The sequence below is a fragment of the Actinacidiphila sp. bgisy144 genome (assembly GCF_057708105.1).
Map to the genome: position 1 here is coordinate 58491 of NZ_JBYIRM010000039.1, position 19903 is coordinate 78393.

At 74.6% G+C, this 19903-nt stretch carries 15 protein-coding genes; 8 read left to right on the forward strand and 7 right to left on the reverse strand.

Features of this window, described 5'->3' with window-relative positions; all coding sequences use genetic code 11:
* The first annotated feature begins 10 nt into the window (after nt 1-10).
* The 8 genes from AC3EVP_RS32085 (at nt 11) to AC3EVP_RS32120 (ending at nt 9824) form a co-directional block, all read left to right on the forward strand.
* A complete protein-coding gene (locus AC3EVP_RS32085; protein WP_435136004.1) occupies nt 11-1267 on the forward strand; it encodes an MFS transporter in 1257 nt (418 codons plus the stop codon).
* Between the two features lie 721 nt (nt 1268-1988).
* On the forward strand, nt 1989-3125 hold the full coding sequence (locus AC3EVP_RS32090; RefSeq protein ID WP_435136006.1) for an MFS transporter: 1137 nt from the start codon (nt 1989-1991) through the stop codon (nt 3123-3125).
* A 386-nt stretch (nt 3126-3511) separates the two neighbouring features.
* Nucleotides 3512-4000, forward strand: coding sequence for a cation:proton antiporter regulatory subunit (locus tag AC3EVP_RS32095; protein ID WP_335982952.1), 489 nt, complete (start codon nt 3512-3514; stop codon nt 3998-4000).
* Nucleotides 4001-4006: 6 nt separating this feature from the next.
* Nucleotides 4007-5479, forward strand: coding sequence for a cation:proton antiporter (locus AC3EVP_RS32100; RefSeq protein ID WP_435136008.1), 1473 nt, complete (start codon nt 4007-4009; stop codon nt 5477-5479).
* Between the two features lie 111 nt (nt 5480-5590).
* Complete coding sequence (locus tag AC3EVP_RS32105; RefSeq protein ID WP_435136010.1) at nt 5591-6646, forward strand: PucR family transcriptional regulator; 1056 nt, start codon at nt 5591-5593, stop codon at nt 6644-6646.
* Nucleotides 6647-6834: 188 nt separating this feature from the next.
* Nucleotides 6835-7956 (forward strand): Dyp-type peroxidase, encoded by a 1122-nt coding sequence (locus AC3EVP_RS32110; protein ID WP_435136012.1) that lies wholly within the window; start codon nt 6835-6837, stop codon nt 7954-7956.
* Nucleotides 7953-8759 (forward strand): family 1 encapsulin nanocompartment shell protein, encoded by an 807-nt coding sequence (locus AC3EVP_RS32115; RefSeq protein ID WP_335982945.1) that lies wholly within the window; start codon nt 7953-7955, stop codon nt 8757-8759. The genes AC3EVP_RS32110 and AC3EVP_RS32115 overlap by 4 nt, the downstream gene beginning before the upstream one ends.
* 225 nt (nt 8760-8984) lie before the next feature.
* Nucleotides 8985-9824, forward strand: a complete 840-nt coding sequence (locus tag AC3EVP_RS32120; RefSeq protein ID WP_435136015.1) for an SAM-dependent methyltransferase — start codon at nt 8985-8987, stop codon at nt 9822-9824.
* A gap of 121 nt (nt 9825-9945) precedes the next feature.
* On the opposite strand, the gene AC3EVP_RS32125 is transcribed toward AC3EVP_RS32120, so the two are convergent.
* The 7 genes from AC3EVP_RS32125 to AC3EVP_RS32155 all read right to left on the reverse strand — a co-directional run.
* Nucleotides 9946-10773, reverse strand: coding sequence for a helix-turn-helix domain-containing protein (locus tag AC3EVP_RS32125; protein WP_335982940.1), 828 nt, complete (start codon nt 10771-10773; stop codon nt 9946-9948).
* A gap of 182 nt (nt 10774-10955) precedes the next feature.
* On the reverse strand, nt 10956-11213 hold the full coding sequence (locus AC3EVP_RS32130; protein ID WP_435136017.1) for a DUF397 domain-containing protein: 258 nt from the start codon (nt 11211-11213) through the stop codon (nt 10956-10958).
* Nucleotides 11214-11392: 179 nt separating this feature from the next.
* Nucleotides 11393-11593 carry a hypothetical protein gene (locus AC3EVP_RS32135; RefSeq protein WP_335982936.1) on the reverse strand — a complete coding sequence of 67 codons (201 nt, stop codon included), beginning with the start codon at nt 11591-11593 and terminating at the stop codon, nt 11393-11395.
* Nucleotides 11593-12351 carry an SRPBCC family protein gene (locus tag AC3EVP_RS32140; protein ID WP_435136019.1) on the reverse strand — a complete coding sequence of 253 codons (759 nt, stop codon included), beginning with the start codon at nt 12349-12351 and terminating at the stop codon, nt 11593-11595. Before AC3EVP_RS32140 ends, AC3EVP_RS32135 begins: the two co-directional genes overlap by 1 nt.
* 26 nt (nt 12352-12377) lie before the next feature.
* Entirely contained in the window at nt 12378-13631 is a 1254-nt protein-coding gene (locus AC3EVP_RS32145; RefSeq protein ID WP_435136021.1) for a cytochrome P450, read from the reverse strand.
* A gap of 10 nt (nt 13632-13641) precedes the next feature.
* The gene (locus AC3EVP_RS32150) at nt 13642-13857 is read right to left on the reverse strand and encodes an MbtH family protein (RefSeq protein WP_335982930.1); all 216 of its coding nucleotides are present in this window, start codon (nt 13855-13857) and stop codon (nt 13642-13644) included.
* Between the two features lie 3 nt (nt 13858-13860).
* The coding region (locus AC3EVP_RS32155; RefSeq protein WP_435136023.1) for an amino acid adenylation domain-containing protein at nt 13861-19903 on the reverse strand (6043 nt) is incomplete at its 5' end.

The following is a 19903-nucleotide window of genomic DNA, read 5'->3' on the forward strand; positions in this document are numbered from 1 at the left end:
CGTCGCCGCCATGGACCCCGCAGATACCGGCGCGGCCGTGCCGCGTACGGGCGCCGCACCCGCCGCCGCCACCGCCGCCGTCACGGCCGCCCCCGCCGACGACCGGCTGCGGGCCGGGACCCGCGCCTACCGCTGGGCGAACCTCGCCCTGTTCGCGGCGGGACTGGCCACCTTCGCGCTGCTGTACTCCACGCAGGCGCTGCTGCCCGCGCTGTCGGCGGGGCTGTCGCTGTCCCCGGCGCAGGCGAGCCTGACGGTGTCGGCGAGCACCGGCGCGCTGGCGGTCGCCCTGCTGCCGGCGAGCGCGCTCAGCGAGAAGTACGGGCGGACGCGGGTGATGACGGTGTCGGTGTTCACCGCGTCCCTGCTGGCCCTCGCGGTGCCCTTCGCGCCGGACCTCGCGGTGCTGGTCGCGCTGCGCGCGCTCCAGGGGCTGGCCCTGGCCGGGCTGCCGGCCACGGCCATGGCGTACCTCGCGGAGGAGGTCCACCCCTCCGCGGTGCCCTCGGCGATCGGCCTGTACGTCGCCGGGAACTCCATCGGCGGGATGAGCAGCCGGGTCGCGGGCGGCGCCCTCGCGCAGGCGTACGGCTGGCGCACCGCCCTGCTGGCGGTCGGCGTCACCGCGCTCGCCTGCGCCGTCGTCTTCCGCCTGCTCGCCCCGCCCGCACGGCACTTCACGCCCGGGTCGATCTCCCCGGCGGCGCTCGGGCGTACGGTCGCCGGGCACTTGAGGGACGGGCGGCTGCGGCGGCTGTACGCGGTCGGGCTGCTGTTCATGGCCGTGTTCGGGGCGGTCTACACGGTGCTCGGGTACCGGCTGACCGCCGCGCCGTATGCGCTGTCGCAGTCCGCGGTCGGTGCGGTGTTCCTGGTGTACCTGGTCGGTACGGGTACCTCGGCGGCGTCCGGGGCGCTCAGTTCGCGGGTGGGGCGGCGCGGGGCCTTCGCGGTGGCGCTCGCGCTGTGCGGGGGCGGGGTGGTCGTGACGCTGGCGCGGCCGCTGGGGGCGGCGCTGTTCGGGTTGGTGCTCATTACCGGGGGGTTCTTCATCGGGCACGCCGTCGCGTCGGGTGCGGTCAGCCGGACGGCGGTGCGGGGGCGGGCGCAGGCGTCGGCTCTGTATTTGACGGCGTACTACGTCGGGAACAGCCTCGGCGGGACGGTTGGCGCCGCGGCGTATCACCTGGCCGGGTGGGGCTCTACGGCTCTCGTCGCCCTTCTCGCGCTTCTCCTCGCTGTCCCCGCGGTGGTGCGGCGCCCCTGACCCCCCGCCCGGGTTCGTCCTGCCGGTTCCGGGACCACCTCGCGGTGGTGGGCTGGTCGCGCAGTTCCCCGCGCCCCTGCCGACCCGCCGCCTTGCTTACGGCCGCACCCCGGCCTACGCCCGGTGGCCCCTGCGGAAACCCGCCGTCGTGGATGCGGCCGCACCCCGACCTCCGCCCGGTGGACCGTTGCGCGCGCAGTTCCCCGCGCCCCTGCGGACCCGCCACTTTCGTTGCTGCCCGCACCCCGGCCTACGCCCGGTGGCCCCTGCGGAAACCCGCCGTCGTGGATGCGGCCGCACCCCGGCCTGCGCCCGGTGGACCGTTGCGCGCGCAGTTCCCCGCGCCCCTGCCGACCCGCCGCCTTGCTTACGGCCGCACCCGGCCAGCGGCCGGTGGCCCCTGCGGAAACCCGCCGTCGTGGATGCGGCTGCACCCCGGCCTGCGCCCGGTGGACTGTTGCGCGCGCAGTTCCCCGCGCCCCTGCGGGCCCGCCACTTTCGTTGCTGCCCGCACCCCGGCCAGCGGCCGGTGGGCCCTGCGGACGGCCGTTGTCGTGGATGCGGCCGGGGGGTGGGGTAGGTTCGGGGGATGTTCTTCCTCTGTGTGTAGGGCGCTTGGTGTGTGAGACGGGCCAAGTCGCTGCGCGTTTCAGGGGATAGTCATGTCTTCGCAAGGTCAGGTGGCGTCGTATGGCGCCGTTTTCGGTTGCCGGATGCACGGGTGGCGTTCGGGGCCGCGTTGGTGGGGCGTCTGGGTTACGGGATGCTCGGGGTGGCGCTGCTGTTGGAGTTGAGTGCGGGTGGGGGGTCGCTGGCGCGGGGCGGGTTGCTGGCGACGGGGTTCGGGACGGTGTCGGTGGTGCTGGGCCCGGCCCGGGCGGATCTGGTGGACCGCTGGGGGGCGGGTAGGGCGCTGCCGGCGCTGGCCGCTCCGTTCGCGGGGGCGCTGCTGACGCTGGCGTGCTGCGGGGGGTCGACGAACACCGCGGTGCTCGGTCTGCTGGTGGCGGCGGGTGGTGCGACCTGCCCGCCGCTGGGGCCGACGATGCGGGCCGTGTGGGGCGCGCTGGCGCCGCAGGAGGCGCTGCTGCAACGGGCGTTCGGGCTCGACACGGTCGCGGAGGAGGTGCTGTTCCTGGTGGGCCCGCCGCTGGCGGTGGCGCTGGACCCGGCGCGGGCGCTGGCGGTGGCGGCGGTGCTGGTGGCCGTGGGGGCGTGCGCGCTGGCGGCGGCCCCGGCGACGCGGCTGCTGGCGGCGGGGGGCGCCGGTGGGGCACGGTCTGCGCGGGCGCGGTCGGGGCCGCTGTCGGCGGGGGGCGCGGGGGTGCGGCGCGCGGCGGTGGCGGCGCTGGCGGTGGGGGTGTGCCTGGGAGCCGTCGACCTGTACGTCCTCGCGTGCGCGCGGCAGGCGCACCACGCGGGCGCCGTGGGGTGGGTGCTGGCCGGGCAGTCGGCGGGCAGCGTGGTGGGCGGGCTGGTCAACGGGCGGCTGCGGTGGCGGCGTCCGGCTCCGGCGCGGCTGCCGCTGCTCTTGGCGGGGTTGGCCGCCCTGCTGTGCGTGGACGCGGTGGCCGCGGGCTCGCTGCCGTGGCTGGCCGGGTGCGTGGCGGCGACGGGCACGCTGCTGGCGCCGACGCTGTCGACGGCGTACCTGGCCGCGGCGCGTACGGCGCCGGAGGGTGCGGCGGCGCGGGCGACGGGGTGGGTGAACTCGGCGGTGAACGCCGGTTCGTCGGCGGGTGGGGCGCTGGCGTCGGCACTGGTGGGTGCCCATGTGCTGCCGGTCGGGTTCCTGGCGACGGGGGCGGTGGTGGGGTTGTGTGCGTTCGGTGCGGGTGAGTGCGGGCGCAATGGGTGAGTACGCGGGCGTACGCACGAATTGACCCATTACTTCATGCGGTACAATTCTTTACCTGCCACATACCAATGGCGGGTGAGCGGAAGGGATGGCGGTATGGCTCGGTACGACTCGACCACCGCGCTCGCGTCCGCCGTTCCGTGCGGGTGTGCGCCGCGCGACCGGGTGCCCGATATCGGCGCCTGAGGTCCGCGCAGCCGCGGGCCCTGGCGCCCCGCACCCTTCCCCCACCCGGCGGGCCGGTACGGCCGGGACCGTATTCCGGCGCGGCGTCCGCGGCCGCCGCCGGACGGCCGGTCCGTGCCGTACGGCCGTGCCGGTCACCCGCGCCCGGCACGTCGGCACGCACCACCCCGTCCCCACCCCCGTACGCCTTGGAGCACGCCATGGGCCTGTCGGCTCGCCTTCGCAAGACCCCGCTGCCCGGTGTCGGCAGCCGCTACGACCTCGACACCGACGCCGGCGGGCACCTGTCGGTCGTCGTCCACCAGGACGGGCGCCGGGAGTTGGCGCTGCGCGACCCGGCGGACGAGGACGCGTGCGCCGGCGCCGTCCCGCTGACCGAGGCCGAGGCGGGCGCGCTGGCCCGGCTGCTGCTGCCGGACCCGGTGGCGAAGCTGCGCCGCGCGCAGGTCGGCATCGACCTGGTCACCGAGCGGATCGAGATCGACAGCCGGTCGCCGTACGCCGGGCGCACGCTCGGCGCCACCCAGGCCCGTACCCGGACCGGCGCGTCGATCGTCGCGGTGCTGCGGCGGACCTCGGCGCACCCGTCGCCGGCGCCCGACTTCCGCTTCGCGCTCGGGGACACGCTCGTCGTCGTAGGCACCCGCGAGGGCGTGGACGCCGTCGCCGAACTGATCACCGGAGGATAGCCGCCCGTGCACAACACGACGTCCATGCTCGTCGAACTCGGGGCGATCATCCTCGCCCTGGGACTGCTCGGCCGGTTCGCCGGCCGGGTGGGTTTCTCCCCGATCCCCCTCTACCTGCTCGCCGGGCTCGCCTTCGGCCAGGGCGGGATACTCCCGCTGGACGCGAGCGAGGACTTCGTCGCCACCGGCGCCGAGATCGGCGTCGTCCTGCTGCTGCTCCTGCTCGGCCTGGAGTACAGCGCGTCCGAACTGGTCACCAGCCTGCGCACGCAGTACCCCTCCGGCGCGGTGGACTTCGTGCTCAACGCGGTGCCCGGCGCGGCCGCCGCCCTGCTGCTGGGCTGGGGCCCGGTCGCCGCGGTGGCGCTGGCCGGCGTCACCTGGATCTCCTCCTCGGGCGTCATCGCGAAGGTGATGCGCGACCTGCGCCGGCTCGGCAACCGCGAGACCCCCGTCATCCTGGGCGTGCTGGTCATCGAGGACCTGGCGATGGCGCTGTACCTGCCGATCCTCACCGCGCTGCTGGCCGGCGCGGGCCTGGCCGGCGGCACCGTGACGCTGCTCATCTCGCTGGGCACGGTCGGCGCGGTGCTCTACCTGGCGCTGCGGCACGGCCGGTTGATCAGCCGCGCGGTCTCCTCCGACAACCCCGAGATGCTGCTGCTGGTGGTGCTCGGCCTGACCCTGCTGGTCGCGGGCGTCGCCGAACGCCTCCAGGTCTCCGCGGCCGTGGGCGCGTTCCTGGTCGGCATCGCGCTGTCCGGTGACGTCGCCGAGGGCGCGAGCAATCTGCTCACCCCGCTGCGCGACCTGTTCGCCGCGGTGTTCTTCGTCTTCTTCGGGCTGTCCACGGTGCCCGCCGACATCCCGCCGGTGCTGGTGCCCGCGCTGCTCCTGGCACTGGTCACCACCGCGACCAAGGTCGGCACCGGCTGGTTCGCCGCCAAGCGCGCCGGTATCAAGGCGCCCGGCCGATGGCGGGCCGGCGGCACCCTGGTCGCCCGCGGCGAGTTCTCCATCGTGATCGCCGGCCTCGCGGTCGCCACCGAGCCGCGGATCGGGCCGCTCGCGACCGCCTACGTGCTGATCCTGGTGATCCTCGGGCCGGTCAGCGCCCGCTTCACCGAGCCCCTGGCCCGACGGGTCACCGCCCGCTTCCCCGGCCGCGCGGCGCAGCCCGCCCTGGCCGGAGCGGGCGGTCCGGTCGGAGCGGTCGGCGCGGCCGGCGGCGAGGGCGCGACCGGCGTCGGCGTGGGCACGGAGACCGACGTCGAGATCGACTCGGAGTTCGACGGCGTCCTGGACGCTGGGCTGGACGGCGGGCTGGACGGCGCCATCGGCGACGGGCTGGACGAGGGGTTCGGCGACGGACCGGGCGGTGAACTCGACGGCGAACTCGACGGCGGCATCGAGGGCGACGCGGACGGCGGCGTCGGTCCCGACCGCGGCGGCCCCAGGACCGCGCGCGCCAAGGGCTGACCCTCACCCGTCCGCCGCCGGGCCGTACGCACCTCACCCGCCCGCCGCACCCCGCGGCCCGACCCTACCTGCCCACCCACCCCAGCGGCACCGGCAACGATCGGGGGCACCATGACCGTGGACAACCTGCCGAAGACCTTCCTGACCGGCTACGCGGAGATCCTGCTGAAGGCATCGGCGACCGGGCGCCGGCTCACCCGGGAGGAACTCAGGCGCCACCGCGCGCTCGGCGCGCAGGCGGCGGAGGCGGGCTGCGACTGGCGGCAGATCCTGCGCGAGCACCTCGCGGCCGGACGGGTCGTGCGGCCCCGCTCGGCCGCGGACCTCGACGGCGTGCTGGCCACCGTGGGCCAGGCCCTGGACGCCTTCGCCGACGGCTACCAGCGGGCCCAGCGCGCGGCGGCGCACCGCCACGACGCGGCCCGGCGGGAATTCATCGACGGCCTGCTGTCCGGCGCCTTCGACCCCGAGCAACTGGCCGCCGGCGCCGAGCGGTTCGGCCTCCAGCTGTCGCACGCGCACGGCACCGCGGTCGCGGTCGGCCCGGAGGCGTACGGCGACGGGCACCCGGTGGTGCGGCAGGTCGGCGCCGAGACCCTGGGCCGGTTCGGCAACCGCGGGGTGCTGCTCGCCGCCGTGGACGGCGCGCTGGTGTGCGTGGCGCCCGGCGGGCAGGACGAGGTGCTGGCCCACTTCGCGGACCGGGCGGTCGCCGCCGGCGCGCTGCGGGTGGCGGTCGGCCGGGCGCAGCCGGGTGCCGCGGGCTGCGCGCGCTCCTACCGCGAGGCGCTGGGCGTGCTGTCGGTGGCGGAGCGGATGGAGTTCGAGGAGCGGGTGCTGCACGCGGCGGACCTGCTGGTCTTCCCGGTGCTGACCAGGGACCGGCAGGCGCTGGCCGACCTGGTGCGGACCCTGCTGGGCCCGCTGGAGCAGGCGCGCGGCGGCGCCCGTCCGCTGCTGCGCACCCTGGAGGTCTACTTCGACGCGGGCTGTGTGACGGCCGAGGCGGCGCGGCGGCTGTCGCTGAGCGTGCGCGCGCTGAGCTACCGGCTGCACCGGGTGCGGCTGCTGACGGGCGCGGACCCGGCCGACCCCCGCCACCGGTACGCGCTCCAGACCGCGGTGATCGGCGCGCGCCTGCTCGACTGGCCGCGGGAGGAGCCCTGACGGCCCGTCCGGCGGGGCCGTCAGGGCGGCCGTCCGGGCGGGCGTGCGGCGGGTTTCCGCAGGTAAGCGTGCGGGCCAGGGGGCGGACACGGCGGGGGTGGTTCGTCCGCCGGGGACGGCTGGGCAGTAGGGTCCAGATGACGTAGCCGACACCGCCCTCGCAGGGCTGAGCGATCGGGAGACCTGGAGTGGCCACCGAGCCGGAACCGCAGCCCGTACTCGAGCCGTTGACGACCGCCGCGATCTTCCTGGTCCTGACGGTCGAGGACGGCGGCGAGCAGACCGTGCGCGAGCTGCTCGCCGACCTGGCCGGGCTGACCCGGGCCATCGGCTTCGGCGCGCCGGACGGGCGGCTGAGCTGCGTCGCCGGGGTCGGGTCGGCGGCGTGGGACCGCCTGTTCGCCTACCCGCGGCCGGCCGGCCTGCACCCCTTCACGCCGCTGGAGGGCGCCCGGCACCGGGCCCCCGCCACCCCCGGCGACCTGCTGTTCCACCTGCGCGCCACCCGGCTCGACCTGTGCTTCGGGCTGGCCGCGCAGATCATGGACCGGCTGCGCGGCGCGGTGGCGCTCCAGGACGAGGTGCAGGGCTTCAAGTACCTCGACGTGCGGGACCTGCTGGGCTTCGTGGACGGCACGGAGAACCCGGTCGGGCCGGCGGCGCGCGAGGCGGTGCTGGTCGGTGCGGAGGACCCGGAGCACACCGGCGGCAGCTACGTCATCGTGCAGAAGTACCTGCACGACCTCGACGCCTGGAACGCGCTGCCGGTCGAGGCGCAGGAGCGCGTCATCGGCCGGACGAAGGCGACCAACATCGAGCTGGACGCGGCGGACTCGCATGTCGCGCTCAACACGGTGACCGGGCCGGACGGCGAGGAGCAGGACATCCTGCGGGACAACATGCCGTTCGGCAGCCCGGGCCGCGGCGAGTTCGGCACGTACTTCATCGGCTACGCGCGCACCCCCGACGTCACCGAGCAGATGCTGCGGAACATGTTCCTGGGCACCTCGGCGGCCTCCCACGACCGCATCCTCGACTTCTCCACCGCCGTCACCGGCACGCTCTTCTACGTGCCGTCCGCGGACTTCCTCGACGACCTGCCGGACGCCCCGGACCGCACCGCCGCGCTCGGGGCGGGGGCAGGGGCGGCGGGGGCGGCGGAGCCGGCACCCGGGTCCTCCACCGAGCAGACCGAGGGGGCCACCGAGCCCACCCCTGTACCCGCGCAGTCGGCAGCGCCCGCTTCCGCCGCGCCCGCCTCCGACGGCAGCCTCGGCATCGGCAACCTGAAAAGGAGCACGTCCTCGTGAACAACCTGCACCGCGAACTCGCGCCCATCTCCGCCGCCGCGTGGGCCGACCTGGAGGCCGAGGCCCGGCGCACCTTCGCCCGGCACGTGGCGGCCCGCCGCATCGTGGACGTGCCCGAGCCCGCCGGCGTCGAGCTGTCCGCGGTACCGACCGGCCACCTGGACCAGATCGCCGCGCCCGCGCAGGGGGTGACCGCCCGCACCCGCCGCTCGCAGCCCGTGGTGGAGCTTCGGGTGCCGTTCACCGTGGACCGCGGCCAGGTCGACGACGTGGAGCGCGGCGCGAAGGACGCGGACTGGCAGCCCGTCAAGGACGCGGCCAAGCAGCTCGCGTACGCCGAGGACCGGGCGATCTTCGAGGGGTACGGCGCCGCGGGCATCACCGGTATCCGCGCGGCCTCCTCCAACCCGGAGCTGACGCTGCCGGCGGACGTGCGGGAGTACCCGGACGCGATCAGCCACGCCGTCACCACGCTGCGGCTGGCGGGCGTCGACGGGGCGTACACCCTGGCGCTGAGTGCCGACGCGTACACCGCGGTCAGCGAGACCTCCGACCACGGCTACCCGATCCACCAGCACCTGGCGCGGCTGCTGGACGGCGAGATCGTGTGGGCGCCGGCGATCGACGGGGCGTTCCTGCTCGCCACCCGCGGCGGGGACTTCGAGCTGCGGCTCGGCCAGGACGTGTCGATCGGCTACCTCGGCCACACCGCGACCACCGTGGACCTGTACTTCCAGGAGTCGCTGACGTTCCTGGTGCACACCTCGGAGGCGGGTGTCGCCCTCAAGCCGGCCGCGGGCTGAGCGCCCGGCGCCGCGACCGCGGTCCGGGGCGCGGCGGAAGGCGGTACGGTGACAACAGCCGTGTGCCCCACCCCATTTCAGGGGTGGTGCACGGGGTACGGCACCGGATAGGACAGGGTGGCACGGGGTAGGAACAGTGCCGGGAGCCACCAGGGGCTCGACGGGGCCGACACCGTCGGCAGGGCCGTCCGGCCCGATGAGTGGATCGAAGGATGGGGGCAGCGCGTGGCCGAGGAAGAAGCGACATTCGCCGAGGAGACCGGCGTTTCCGACCGGTTACGGCAGGACCTCCCGCACAGCGCGCGGATGTACGACTACTACCTGGGCGGCAAGACCAACTACGCGGTGGACCGGACCGCGGCCGAGGACGTGATCCGCCGCTTCCCGGCGATCAGGACCGTGGCACAGATCAACCGGGCGTTCGTGCACCGCTCGGCGCGCTTCCTCGCCCGTGAGCGCGGCATACGCCAGTTCATCGACATCGGCACCGGTATCCCCACCTCGCCGAACCTGCACGAGGTCGTGCAGCGCGAGGTGCCGCGGGCCCGGATCGTCTACGCGGACAACGACCCGATCGTGCTGGTCTACGCCGACAACCTGCTCGCCAGCACCCCCGAGGGCGCCACCGAGTACGTGGAGGCCGACGTCACCGAGCCGGCCGCGCTGCTGGACGCGGTGGAGGCGGCGGACTGCCTGGACTTCTCCCAGCCGATCGGCCTGAGCCTCAACGCGGTGCTGCACTTCGTCACCGACGACATGGGCGCCTACAGCGTGGTGGAGACGCTGGTCGACCGGCTCGCGCCCGGCTCGCACCTGGCGATCTCGCACTGCACCCCGGACTTCGACCCCGACGCCTGGGCCGCCATCACGGACATCTACACCGACGGCGGCACCCCGCTCCAGGTCCGCTCCCGGGCCGAGGTGGAACGCTTCTTCAAGGGCCTGGAACTGGTCGAGCCCGGCGTGGAGGTGGCCCACCAGTGGCGGCCCGAGGCCGGCGAGGGTCCGACCCTGGTCACCAACGCGCAGTCGTCGCTCTACGCGGGCGTGGCCCGCAAGGTCTGACCGGCGGTGGCCCGCAGGGTCTGACCCGTCCGGGCGGCCGACAGCCGACGGCCCGCGTGCGATCCCTGTCGCGTGCGGGCCGTCGTGGCCGTGGTGGCGGTCGTGGCCGTGGTGGCGGCCGTCAGCGGAACTTCTTGATGTGGTCCTGTATGCGGCGGACCGTCGCCCGCTGGCCCAGTGAGGCGATCATCAGCCGGTCGAAGCCCTTCACGTGCTCGTCGACCTCCTGTTCGTCCTGGAGGTAGAGGCCGCCGCCGGAGCGCTCGATGTACACGATGTCGGGGAGCTGGCCGTCGGCGAAATCGAAGATCGTCGTGGTGCCGATCTGCACCGGCAGGTTCGGCTTGCCCAACTCCACCAGGTTGAAGCCGATGTCGGGGTCGTCGGCCAGGGATATCAGGTGTTCGAGCTGGCGGCGCATGCCCTCGCGGGAGCCGTACGGCCGCACCAGGGTGACCTCGTCCAGCACGCAGAGCAGCTTCTTGCCGGGCTCGCGCATCAGCCGCTGCTGGCGCATCGCGCGTAGCTCGATGATGCGCTCGATCTCCTGCTCGCTCTTGCCCGGCGCGTTGGCGCGGATCAGCGCGCGGGTGTATTCGGCGGTCTGCACCAGGCCCGGCAGCTGGGCGATCTCGTAGCTGCGGATGCGCTGGGCCATGTCCTCCAGGCTGACCAGGGTCTGGAGGGTCTTGGTGGAGACGTCGCTCCACGCGTCCCACCAGCCGCGCTCGTTGGCGGCGCGGGCGAGGTCGAGCAGCAGTTCGCGCTCGCCCTCGTCGCGGACGCCGTAGACGTCCAGGAGGCGTTGGAGGTCGGCCTCCTTGAAGTCGTGCCGGCCGTTCTCCATCCGGCTGATCTTCGAGGCGGAATGGCCGATCTGGCGCACGACGTCCTCGGCGGTGAGGCCGAGCGCCTGGCGGCGCTGCCTCAACGTCTCACCGAAGATCATCCGTTGCGCGGTCGGGGCCCGCCCGGACAGATCGTGGACGTTACGGGCCCCACGCGGACTGCGAGACGGTTGAGCTGGCACGGTCGGTCTCCTTCTCGGGGCGTCGCACCCCGTACGGGTCACCTATCGTGCCGCAGCGCTCACGAAGCGGAGGGCCCGACGTCACATCTGGCTGGATCTCGCTACTCCACGGCGAAGTCGCCACGCACGACGCCGGCGACGAACGCCCGCATCGCGGCGCGGTCCACGGTCAGGAACGGACCGCTCTTGTCCTTGGAGTCGCGGATTCCGATCGTTTCGTGGTCCAGTTCGGCCACCTCGACGCAGTTGCTCTCGTGGTTGCTGTAGGAGCTCTTGCGCCAGCTCACCACAGTTTCGGCCATGTTCGGCCGCGGCACCGGAGCAACATGGCGCGAGGCGCCTTCGCCTTGACCGGTCATCGTTCTCCTCCTAGCAGTGGGGGTCGTCGGCACAACCACAGCTGCAATTGCATACGGTCGGCCTCTCTCATACTGGCCAGGCCGCACACATTTCATGCACACACCCCGTGTACTCCTGTATCAGGCAACCAAGTTGAGCCATCGGGGCGCTGCCACCACCCGCGACACCCCCGCGCCGGCTACCAGCGGCGGCGCTGCGGGGGCGGGGCGAGCTTGGCGGCCAGTGCGGACAGGAAGGTCGGCAGCTTGTCGACCATGGCCTTGGGGACCGCGGTGGTCTGGACAGTGCCCCGCCGCAGGTCCCGCACGAGGAGGGCGTAGCTGCCGTCCTCCTCGACGAGTTCCGCGGTGAACAGCAGTGTCCGTGTGGAGGTGTCCATCACGACTCCTGGGTCTGGGTGTCGTCGAGCCAGGCGGTCCACTCCTTGACCGCCTGCTGCTCGTCGGTGTCCTCGGCGAACAGGTGGTGGCCGAGCCAGCTCGGCACCTGCCAGGTGCTGCCGTTGAAGAAGCGGTAGAGGGCGTCCGGGCCGCGCAGGCCGACGAAGTCGGTGCTGAGCCAGTCGACGACCACCTCCACGGGGTCGCGGTCCGGGCCGGGCCCGCGCAGCGCGAAGCGGTCGCCGACGGCGGCGTCGTCGGCGAGGCCGAGGCGGCGGCGCAGGGCTGCGAAGTCGGCCGGATCGGTGGCGGGTTCTGCTCGCGCGGCCCGGACGTAGACGGCGGGGCGGCCGGCGAAGTGCCGCAGGTACTCGGCCAGGCCGTGCTGGTAGAAGTCGACGTGCTTCTCGGCGGCGTCGGACTTGGCCTCCCAGGCCCACGCCTCGTCGACGACGCCGGTGTGCACCCAGTGGATGCCCATGCGCAGCCGGCTGGTGCCGCCGGCGGCCGGCTCGATGCGGTAGCTGAGGGTGTTGGAGAACCCGCCGTCCTGGGTCGCCCGCAGGGCGAGGTGGCGCGGCGGCTCCCAGGTCAGCACGGTGGCGTCGCCGCGGGTGGCCCGGCCGCCGGCGCGCGGCTCGACCTCCATCGGGTAGAGCCAGCCGCGGTTTCCGGCCCCGGTGGCCACCGCGTCCCAGACCTGCTCGGGCGGGGCAGGCAGGTCCTGCTCCCGGCGGACCTCGAACTCTCGGACCATGGTCGGTACTGCTCCTTCGTCGTCGTTCACACGCGGTAGGCGAGTGGGAGGGCGGTCAGCCGCCGTTGCAGCGGGTTGGGCCGCCACTCCAGTGCCGCCTCGTCGCACAGCCGCAGGCCGGGCAGCCGGCGGACGAGCGTGCCCACGGCCACCTCCGCCTGGAGTTTGGCCAGCGGGCCGCCGAGGCAGAAGTGCGGACCGTGGCCGAAGCTCAGGTGCCGGTTACCGGTGCGGGTCAGGTCGAGCCGGTCGGGGTGGTCGAACCGCTCGGGGTCGCGGTTGGTCGCGCCGAGGAAGAGGTAGGCCAACTCGCCCTCGCGCAGCGTCTGTCCGCCGATCCGAAGGTCCTCGGCCACGACCCGGACGACCGCCTGGGTGACCGTGTCGTAGCGGGCGAGTTCGTCGACGGCGCCGCGGATCAGGCCGGGGTCGGCGCGCAGCCGGGCGAGTTGGTCCGGGTGGCGCAGCAGCGCCAGGACGCCGTTGCCGATCAGGTGGGTGGTGGTCTCGTCGCCGGCGGTGATGAGGATGAAGCAGGTGGCGAGCAGTTCGGAGTCGGTGAGCCGGCCGTCCTGGGACTGGGTGGCGACCAGGGCGCTGATCAGGTCGTCGCCCGGGGTGTGGCGGCGCTGCCGGATGAGCCCGGAGAGGTACTCCTCGTACTGGTCGATCGCCGCCTCGGACTTGGCGATGTCCTCGCTGAGCCGGCCGAAGCGGCGGAACCAGCTCTTGACCTGCGGCCGGTCCGCGTCCGGGATGCCGAACAGCTCGCAGACGACGGACATCGGCAGCCGGGAGGCGAAGTCCTCGAGCAGGTCCATGGCCGGGCCGGCCGCCACCGCCTCGTCGATCAGCCGGTCGACGCTCCGCTGGACGCCCGCGCGCAGGGCCTCGACGCGGCGCGCGGTGAACGCCTTGTTGGCCAGTTTCCGCAGCCGGGCGTGGTCCGGCGGGTCGGTGTTGGTCATCACCCGGCCCAGCCGCTCGGTGAAGCGGCTGAGGGCTTTGAGGTCGCCGCCGCGCGCGCTGTAGGCGCGGGTCATCCGGTCCCGGTCGTTGGACAGCCGGAGGTCACCGAGGGCCGCCTCGACGTCGGCGTACCGGGTCAGGTACCAGATGCCCTGGGGGCTGCGGTGGACCGGGTCCTCGCGCCGCATGCGGGCGTAGAAGGGGTAGGGGTCCCGCCGCGCCTCGGGGGTGAGCAGGGCTGCGGCGAGGTCGCCGGGCCGGGCGGGGCCCGCGGCTTCGCGGGTCCCGCCCAGGGTGTCGGTGGAGGTCACGTCGGCCGCGCTACCGCTGGGCGTCCATGGCGTCGGCGAGGCTCCTGGGCCGCATGTCGGTCCAGGACCGCTCGACGTACTCCAGGCACGCGGCGTGGGTGTCGGGGCCGTGGGCGGTCGTCCAGCCGGCCGGGACGTCCGCGAAGTGCGGCCACAGCGAGTGCTGGTTCTCGTCGTTGACGAGGACGAGGAAGGTGCCGTCCTGGTCGTCGAAGGGGTTGGTCACGGGTCAGTCCTCCTGGTGGGAAAGGGCGGTGCCGCCGGCGCCGCGGGGGTCACCGGGGTCGTGGACGGCCTCGGCGATCCTGGCGGCCAGGATCGGGCCGATCTGGGCCAGCGAGCCGGCCTTGGTCATCTGGTCGTGCCGGGTGGTGATCTCGTGCGACTCGATCCGGCCGGCGACGTAGGGGCGCCAGACGCCGGGACCGGCGTCGTCGTCGGAGCGGTCGATGGTGGAGTTGAACAGCAGCAGGTCGCCGTCGTGGCGGCCGGGGACGAAGTCGACCGACAGCTTCGCGTTGTTGATCATGATCTGGACGATCACCTCCACCTGCCGCTCGTCCAGGCCGGCCAGCGCGCTGCCCCGCCGGTTGAGCACCTCTGCGACCTCGGCGTAGGTGATCTCCCGGTCGCCCAGCTCGTCGGGGTCCACGTCGAGCACCCCGACCAGCACGTCCCGCACGGTGGGCACCGGTTCGTCCTCGAACTTCACGTCCTTGACGGGATAGGCGTCGAGGATCGCCAGCAGCGCGGTCCGCTCGCCGCGTGCCCGCAGTTCGCAGGCCAGCGCGTGGGCGATCAGCCCGCCGGCGGACCAGCCCAGCAGCAGGTAGGGGCCCTCCGGCTGGATCTTCTGGACCTGGTCGGCGTAGTCGGCGGCCATCTCCTCGTAGGAGGCGGGCAGCGGTTCGGGCCGGCCGAGGCCGCGCGCCTGGAGCGCGTAGACCGGGTGCTGCGGGCCGAGGTGGTTCAGCAGCCCGCTGTAGGACCAGCTGATGCCGCCGCCGGGGTGGACGCAGAACAGCGGCGTGGCCGTCCCCGTCGAGCGCAGCGGCAGCAGCACGTCCAGCGCGTCGGCCGGGTCGTCCATGGCCAGGCGCTCGGTGAGCCCGGCCACGGTCGGCGCCTCGAAGAGCATCCGCAGGCCCAGTTCGAGGCCCAGGGTCTCGCGGACCCGGGCGGCGAGCCGGGCGGCCAGCAGCGAGTGCCCGCCCAGGTCGAAGAAGCCGTCGTCGATGCCGACGTGCTCCCGGCCGAGGACTTCCGCGAACAGGCCGCACAGCAGCTGCTCCTGCGGGGTGCGGGGGCCGCGTCCGGCGGCGGAGACCCCGTAGTCGGGGGCGGGCAGGGCGGCCCGGTCGAGCTTGCCGTTGGCGGTCAGCGGCAGCGCGGCCACGGTGACGAACGCCGCCGGCACCATGTAGTCCGGCAGGTCGCGGCGCAGCCGCGCGGCCAGCTCGGCGGGCTCTGGCGCGCCCTGCGGCAGGGGCACCACGTAGGCGACCAGCCGCTTGTCGCCGGGCCGGTCCTCGCGGGCGACCACCGCGGCCTGGGCCACGCCCGGGCAGCCGGAGAGCACCGCCTCGATCTCGCCCGGCTCGATCCGCAGCCCGCGCAGCTTGACCTGGTGGTCGACGCGCCCGGCGAACTCCAGGGTGCCGTCCGGCAGCCACCAGGCGAGGTCGCCGGTGCGGTACATCCGGCTGCCGGCCGGGCCGTACGGGTCGGCGGTGAAGCGCTCCGCCGTCAGGCCGGGGCGGCCGACGTAGCCGCGGGCCACGCCGGTGCCCGCGAGGTACAGCTCGCCGACCATGCCGGTCGGCACCGGCCGCAGCCGGTCGTCGAGCACGTAGGCGCGCATGTTCGCCATCGGCCCGCCGATCGGCACGGTCGGCGCGTTCTCGGCGAGGTCGCGCACCCGGTGGCAGGCGGCCAGGGTGGTGGCCTCGGTGGGTCCGTAGCCGTTGACCACCTCGATGCCGGGGCAGGCGGCCAGCACCCGCGCGGCGGCGGCCGGGGAGACCACGTCGCCGCCGGTCCACACCTCGCGCACCCCGGCCAGCAGGCCCGGCCGCTCCTCGGCGACCAGCCGGAACAGCCCGGCGGTCAGCCACAGTCCGGTCACCGCGTGGGTGGCGATGGTGTGCTGGAGCAGGTCGAGGTCGAGCTGCTCGGGCGGGGCGAGAACGACGCGGCCGCCGCCCAGCAGCGGGACCCACAGCTCGTACGTGGACAGGTCGAAGGCCGTCGGGGAGTGCATCAGCACCCGCTCGTGTCCGCCGCCGCGCCACTCGGGGCTCAGCGCGAGACCCACCACGTCCCGGTGGGTGACGCCCACGCCCTTGGGCCGCCCGGTCGAGCCGGAGGTGTACATGATGTACGCCAACTGGTCCGGCGCGCAGGGTACGTCGGCGCCGGCCCGGTCGTCCGGCGCGGACCGCGCCAGTGCGGTGAGCACCTCCGGGGTGAGCACCAGGGCGGCGCCGCTCTCCCGCAGGATCAGCTCGATCCGGGAGGAGGGGAAGCGGGAGTCCAGCGGCAGGTAGGCGCCGCCGGCCTTGAGGACCGCGAGGATCGCCACGACCAGGTCGGCCGAGCGCTCCAGCATGACCGCGACCGGGGTCTCCGGCCGTACGCCCTGGCGGACCAGTGCCGCCGCCAGGCGCCCGGCGCGCTCGTCCAGTTGCGCGTAGGTCAGTTCGGTGCCTGCGGCCACCACCGCCACCGCGTCCGGGGTGGCCCGCACCTGGCGGGCGAACAGTTCCGGTACCGAGGCCGGCGGCAGGGGTGCGGCGGTGTCGTTGAACGCGTGCAGCAGGCGGTGGCGTTCGGCGCCGGACATCAGGTCGATCCGGCTGATCGGCCGGTCCGGGTCGGCGGCCGCCGCGCGCAGCAGGCGGGCCCAGCGCTCGAACAGCAGCTCCACGGTGGACGCGTCGAACAGGTCGGTGGCGTACTCCACCGCGCCCACCAGGCCGTCGGTGGCGCCGTCCGGACGGAACTGCTCGGCGAGGCTGAAGGTGAGGTCGACCCGCGCGGTACCGGTGGACGCCTGGAGGTGGCCGGTCTCCAGCCCCGGCAGCGCGAACTGGCCCACGGGGGCGTTCTGGAGGGCCAGCATGACCTGGAAGAGCGGGTGGTGGGCCAGTGAGCGCACCGGGTTGGCGACCTCGACCAGGTACTCGAACGGCACGTCCTGGTGGTCGTAGGCGGCCAGCGCCTTGTGCCGGACCCGGCCGAGCAGTTCGGCGAAGCCGGGGTCGCCGCCGGTGTCGGTGCGCAGCACCAGGGTGTTGACGAAGAAGCCGACGAGGTCGTCCAGCGCCTGGTCGGTGCGGCCCGCGATGGGGCTGCCGACCGGGATGTCGGTGCCGGCGCCGAGCCGGGTCAGCAGCGCGGCGAGTCCGGCCTGGAGCACCATGAACATGCTGGCGCCGTGCCCTGCGGCCAACTCCCGCAGCGCCTGGTGCAGTTCGGGGTCCATCCGGACCACGACCCGCTCGCCGCGCTGGGAGGCCACCGGCGGCCGGGGCCGGTCGGCGGGCAGCTGCACCTGCTGCGGAATGCCCGCCAACTCCTGCTTCCAATAGGCCAGTTGCCGGGCGAAGAGACTGTCGGGGTCGTCGGTGTCGCCGAGCAGGTCGCGCTGCCACAGCGTGTAGTCGGCGTACTGCACCGGCAGCGGGGACCACTGCGGCCCCTCGCCCCGGCAGCGGGCCGCGTAGGCCGCGGCGAGGTCGGCGGACAGCGGGCCCATCGACCAGCCGTCGGCGGCGATGTGGTGCACCACGACCAGCAGCACGTGCCGGTCGGGGGCGAGCGCGAACAACTCGGCGCGGACCGGCGGCTGCTCGGCGAGCTCGAAGCCGCGCCGGGCGGTGTCCGCCAGCCGCCCGGCCAGTTCGTCCGCGCCGACCTCGGCCACCGGCAGTTCCGGGCGGGCCGGGTCGGCGCTCAGCACCACCTGGTACGGGACGCCGCCGGTCTCGCGGAAGACCGTGCGCAGGCTCTCGTGCCGGGCGACGACGTCCGCGAGCGCGGCGTGCAGTGCCGACCGGTCCAGGGCGCCGGTCAGGCTCAGCGCGAGCGGCATGTTGTAGGTGGCGCTCGGCCCGTCCATCCGGTGCAGGAACCACAGGCGGCGCTGGGCGAAGGACAGTTCCACGCGCGGCGGGCGGGGCCGGGCGGTCAGCGCGGGCCGGGCCCGGCCTGAGCCGTCCAGGCGGGCGGCCAGCCCGGCCACGGTCGGCGTCTCGAAGAGGGTGCGGACCTCCAGTTCCGCGCCGAGGGCCGCCCGGACCCGGGCGGCCAGCCGGGTCGCGAGCAGCGAGTGCCCGCCCAGGTCGAAGAAGCTGTCGTCGACGCCGACCTGCGCGAGGCCGAGCACTTCGGCGAACAGTCCGGCCAGCAGCTGTTCCTGCGGGGTGCGCGGCGCCCGCCCGGCCGCGGACCGGCCGGGGTCGGGGGCGGGCAGGGCGGCCCGGTCGAGCTTGCCGCTGGCGGTCAGCGGCAGCGCGTCCAGCGCCACGAACGCCGAGGGGACCAGGTGGTCGGGCAGCCGCTCGCGCAGCCAGTCGCGTACGTCGCCGAGCAGGGCGCCGGTGCCGCGGCTGCCGGTGGGGCGGTTGGTCAGCGCGGCGAGCGGCCGGTCGGCGGCCGCGGCCGGGCGGTAAGGCTCGATCGGGGCGCCGTGGAGCGCGCGCGGGTCGGCGAGGACCACGTCCAGGGCGTCGTCCGCGGTGGCCGACCAGGTGACGGCGACCGCGCGGCCGCAGGCGCGGCCGAGGTCGTGGAAGTCCTCCGGGTCGGGCAGGGCGTCCTCGTCCGGGGCGTGCAGCTGCTCCAGCAGCGGTGTCAGCGGCTCGTCGCCGTCCTGCACCGCCCGGGCCAGGGCCGCTTCCCGCAGGACGCGCCGGTTCGGCACCCCGGTGATCCGCAGGGTCCCGGTGGGCGGGTGTTCCAGCAGGGCGCGCAGCTCGTCGAGTCCGCCGACCTGCCGGCCCCAGGCCAGCTCGGTGCAGGGCGCGGTGGTGCAGGGCGCGGAGGTGGAGGGCGCGGCGGTGGACGGCGCGGCGGTGGACGGCGCGGCGGGCCGGGGGGCGGCCGGCGGCTTGTGGAGCGTCACCTCGTAGCGGTAGCGGGTCAGTTCGTTGTGGTGGCGGCCCCGCTTGACCTCCACGGTCACCGCGCCGATGCCCGGGTCCTGTGCACGCAGGGCGGTGAAGAAGTCCGGGTCGACCAGGAGTTCCTTCTCCACCCTGAGGGCCTGCTCCACCGCGCGGCGCACGGCCGCCCGGTCGGCGCCGGCGGCGGCCCGGCGCAGGTGGACGGCGGTGGTCAGCGGGCGCAGCAGCCGCAGGTTGCGGACGTCGCCGATGAACAGGGCGCCGCCGGGGGCGAGCAGCCGCATCAGCTGGGCGACGACGTCGGCGAGGTAGTCCGCGGACGGGAAGTACTGCACCACCGAGTTGATGACGACGGTGTCGAACTCCCCGGCGGGCAGCCCGTCGGTGTCGTGCGCGGGGCGGGTCTGGAGCACCACGCGCCCGGCCAGCTCCTCCTGCCGCGCGACCTGGGCGGCCAGCGCGTCGACGGCGGTGGCGGAGAAGTCGGTGGCCCAGTAGGTCTCGCAGTGGGGTGCGATCTGCGAGAGCAGCAGGCCGGTGCCGACGCCGATCTCCAGCACCCGGCGCGGGCGCAGCGCCAGGATGCGGGCGACGGTGGCGTCCCGCCACTCCCGCATCTGCTCGACGGGGATCGGGGCGGCGTCGTAACTGCTGTTCCAGCCGACGAAGTTGTGGCCGAAGGCCGCCTCGTCGGGGGCGATGGGCAAGGCGTCGTAGATGTGCTGCCACTCGTCCACGTGGTCGGCTTCGGTGCCGCTGTCCCGGGCCGGGTCCTGGCGCGGGACGACGTAGCCGACCAGCCGGTCGTCGCGGGCCGCGACGGCGGCCTGGGCGACGGCGGGGTGCTCGGCGAGCGCGGCTTCGACCTCGCCGGGTTCGACGCGGAAGCCGCGCACCTTCACCTGCTGGTCCGCGCGGCCGGCGTACTCCAGTTGGCCGTCGCGAAGGCGCCGCGCCAGGTCGCCGGTGCGGTACATCCGCGCGCCGGGCAGGAACGGGCAGGCGACGAAGCGGCCCGCGGTCAGGTCCGGCCGGTGCAGGTAGCCGCGGGCCAGGCCCGGCCCGGCGACGTACAGTTCCCCGGTCACGCCCGGCGGCACCGGTTGCAGCCGGTCGTCCAGGACGTAGGCTCGGGCGTTGGCGATG

Excerpts from the sequence above, each read along its gene's own strand:
- AC3EVP_RS32095 (WP_335982952.1), top strand. The coding sequence starts at position 3,512 with ATGGGCCTGTCGGCTCGCCTTCGCAAGACCCCGCTGCCCGGTGTCGGC.
- AC3EVP_RS32105 (WP_435136010.1), top strand. The coding sequence starts at position 5,591 with ATGACCGTGGACAACCTGCCGAAGACCTTCCTGACCGGCTACGCGGAG.
- AC3EVP_RS32130 (WP_435136017.1), bottom strand. The coding sequence starts at position 11,213 with ATGACCGGTCAAGGCGAAGGCGCCTCGCGCCATGTTGCTCCGGTGCCG.
- AC3EVP_RS32085 (WP_435136004.1), top strand. The coding sequence starts at position 11 with ATGGACCCCGCAGATACCGGCGCGGCCGTGCCGCGTACGGGCGCCGCA.
- AC3EVP_RS32140 (WP_435136019.1), bottom strand. The coding sequence starts at position 12,351 with ATGGTCCGAGAGTTCGAGGTCCGCCGGGAGCAGGACCTGCCTGCCCCG.
- AC3EVP_RS32125 (WP_335982940.1), bottom strand. The coding sequence starts at position 10,773 with ATGATCTTCGGTGAGACGTTGAGGCAGCGCCGCCAGGCGCTCGGCCTC.
- AC3EVP_RS32135 (WP_335982936.1), bottom strand. The coding sequence starts at position 11,593 with ATGGACACCTCCACACGGACACTGCTGTTCACCGCGGAACTCGTCGAG.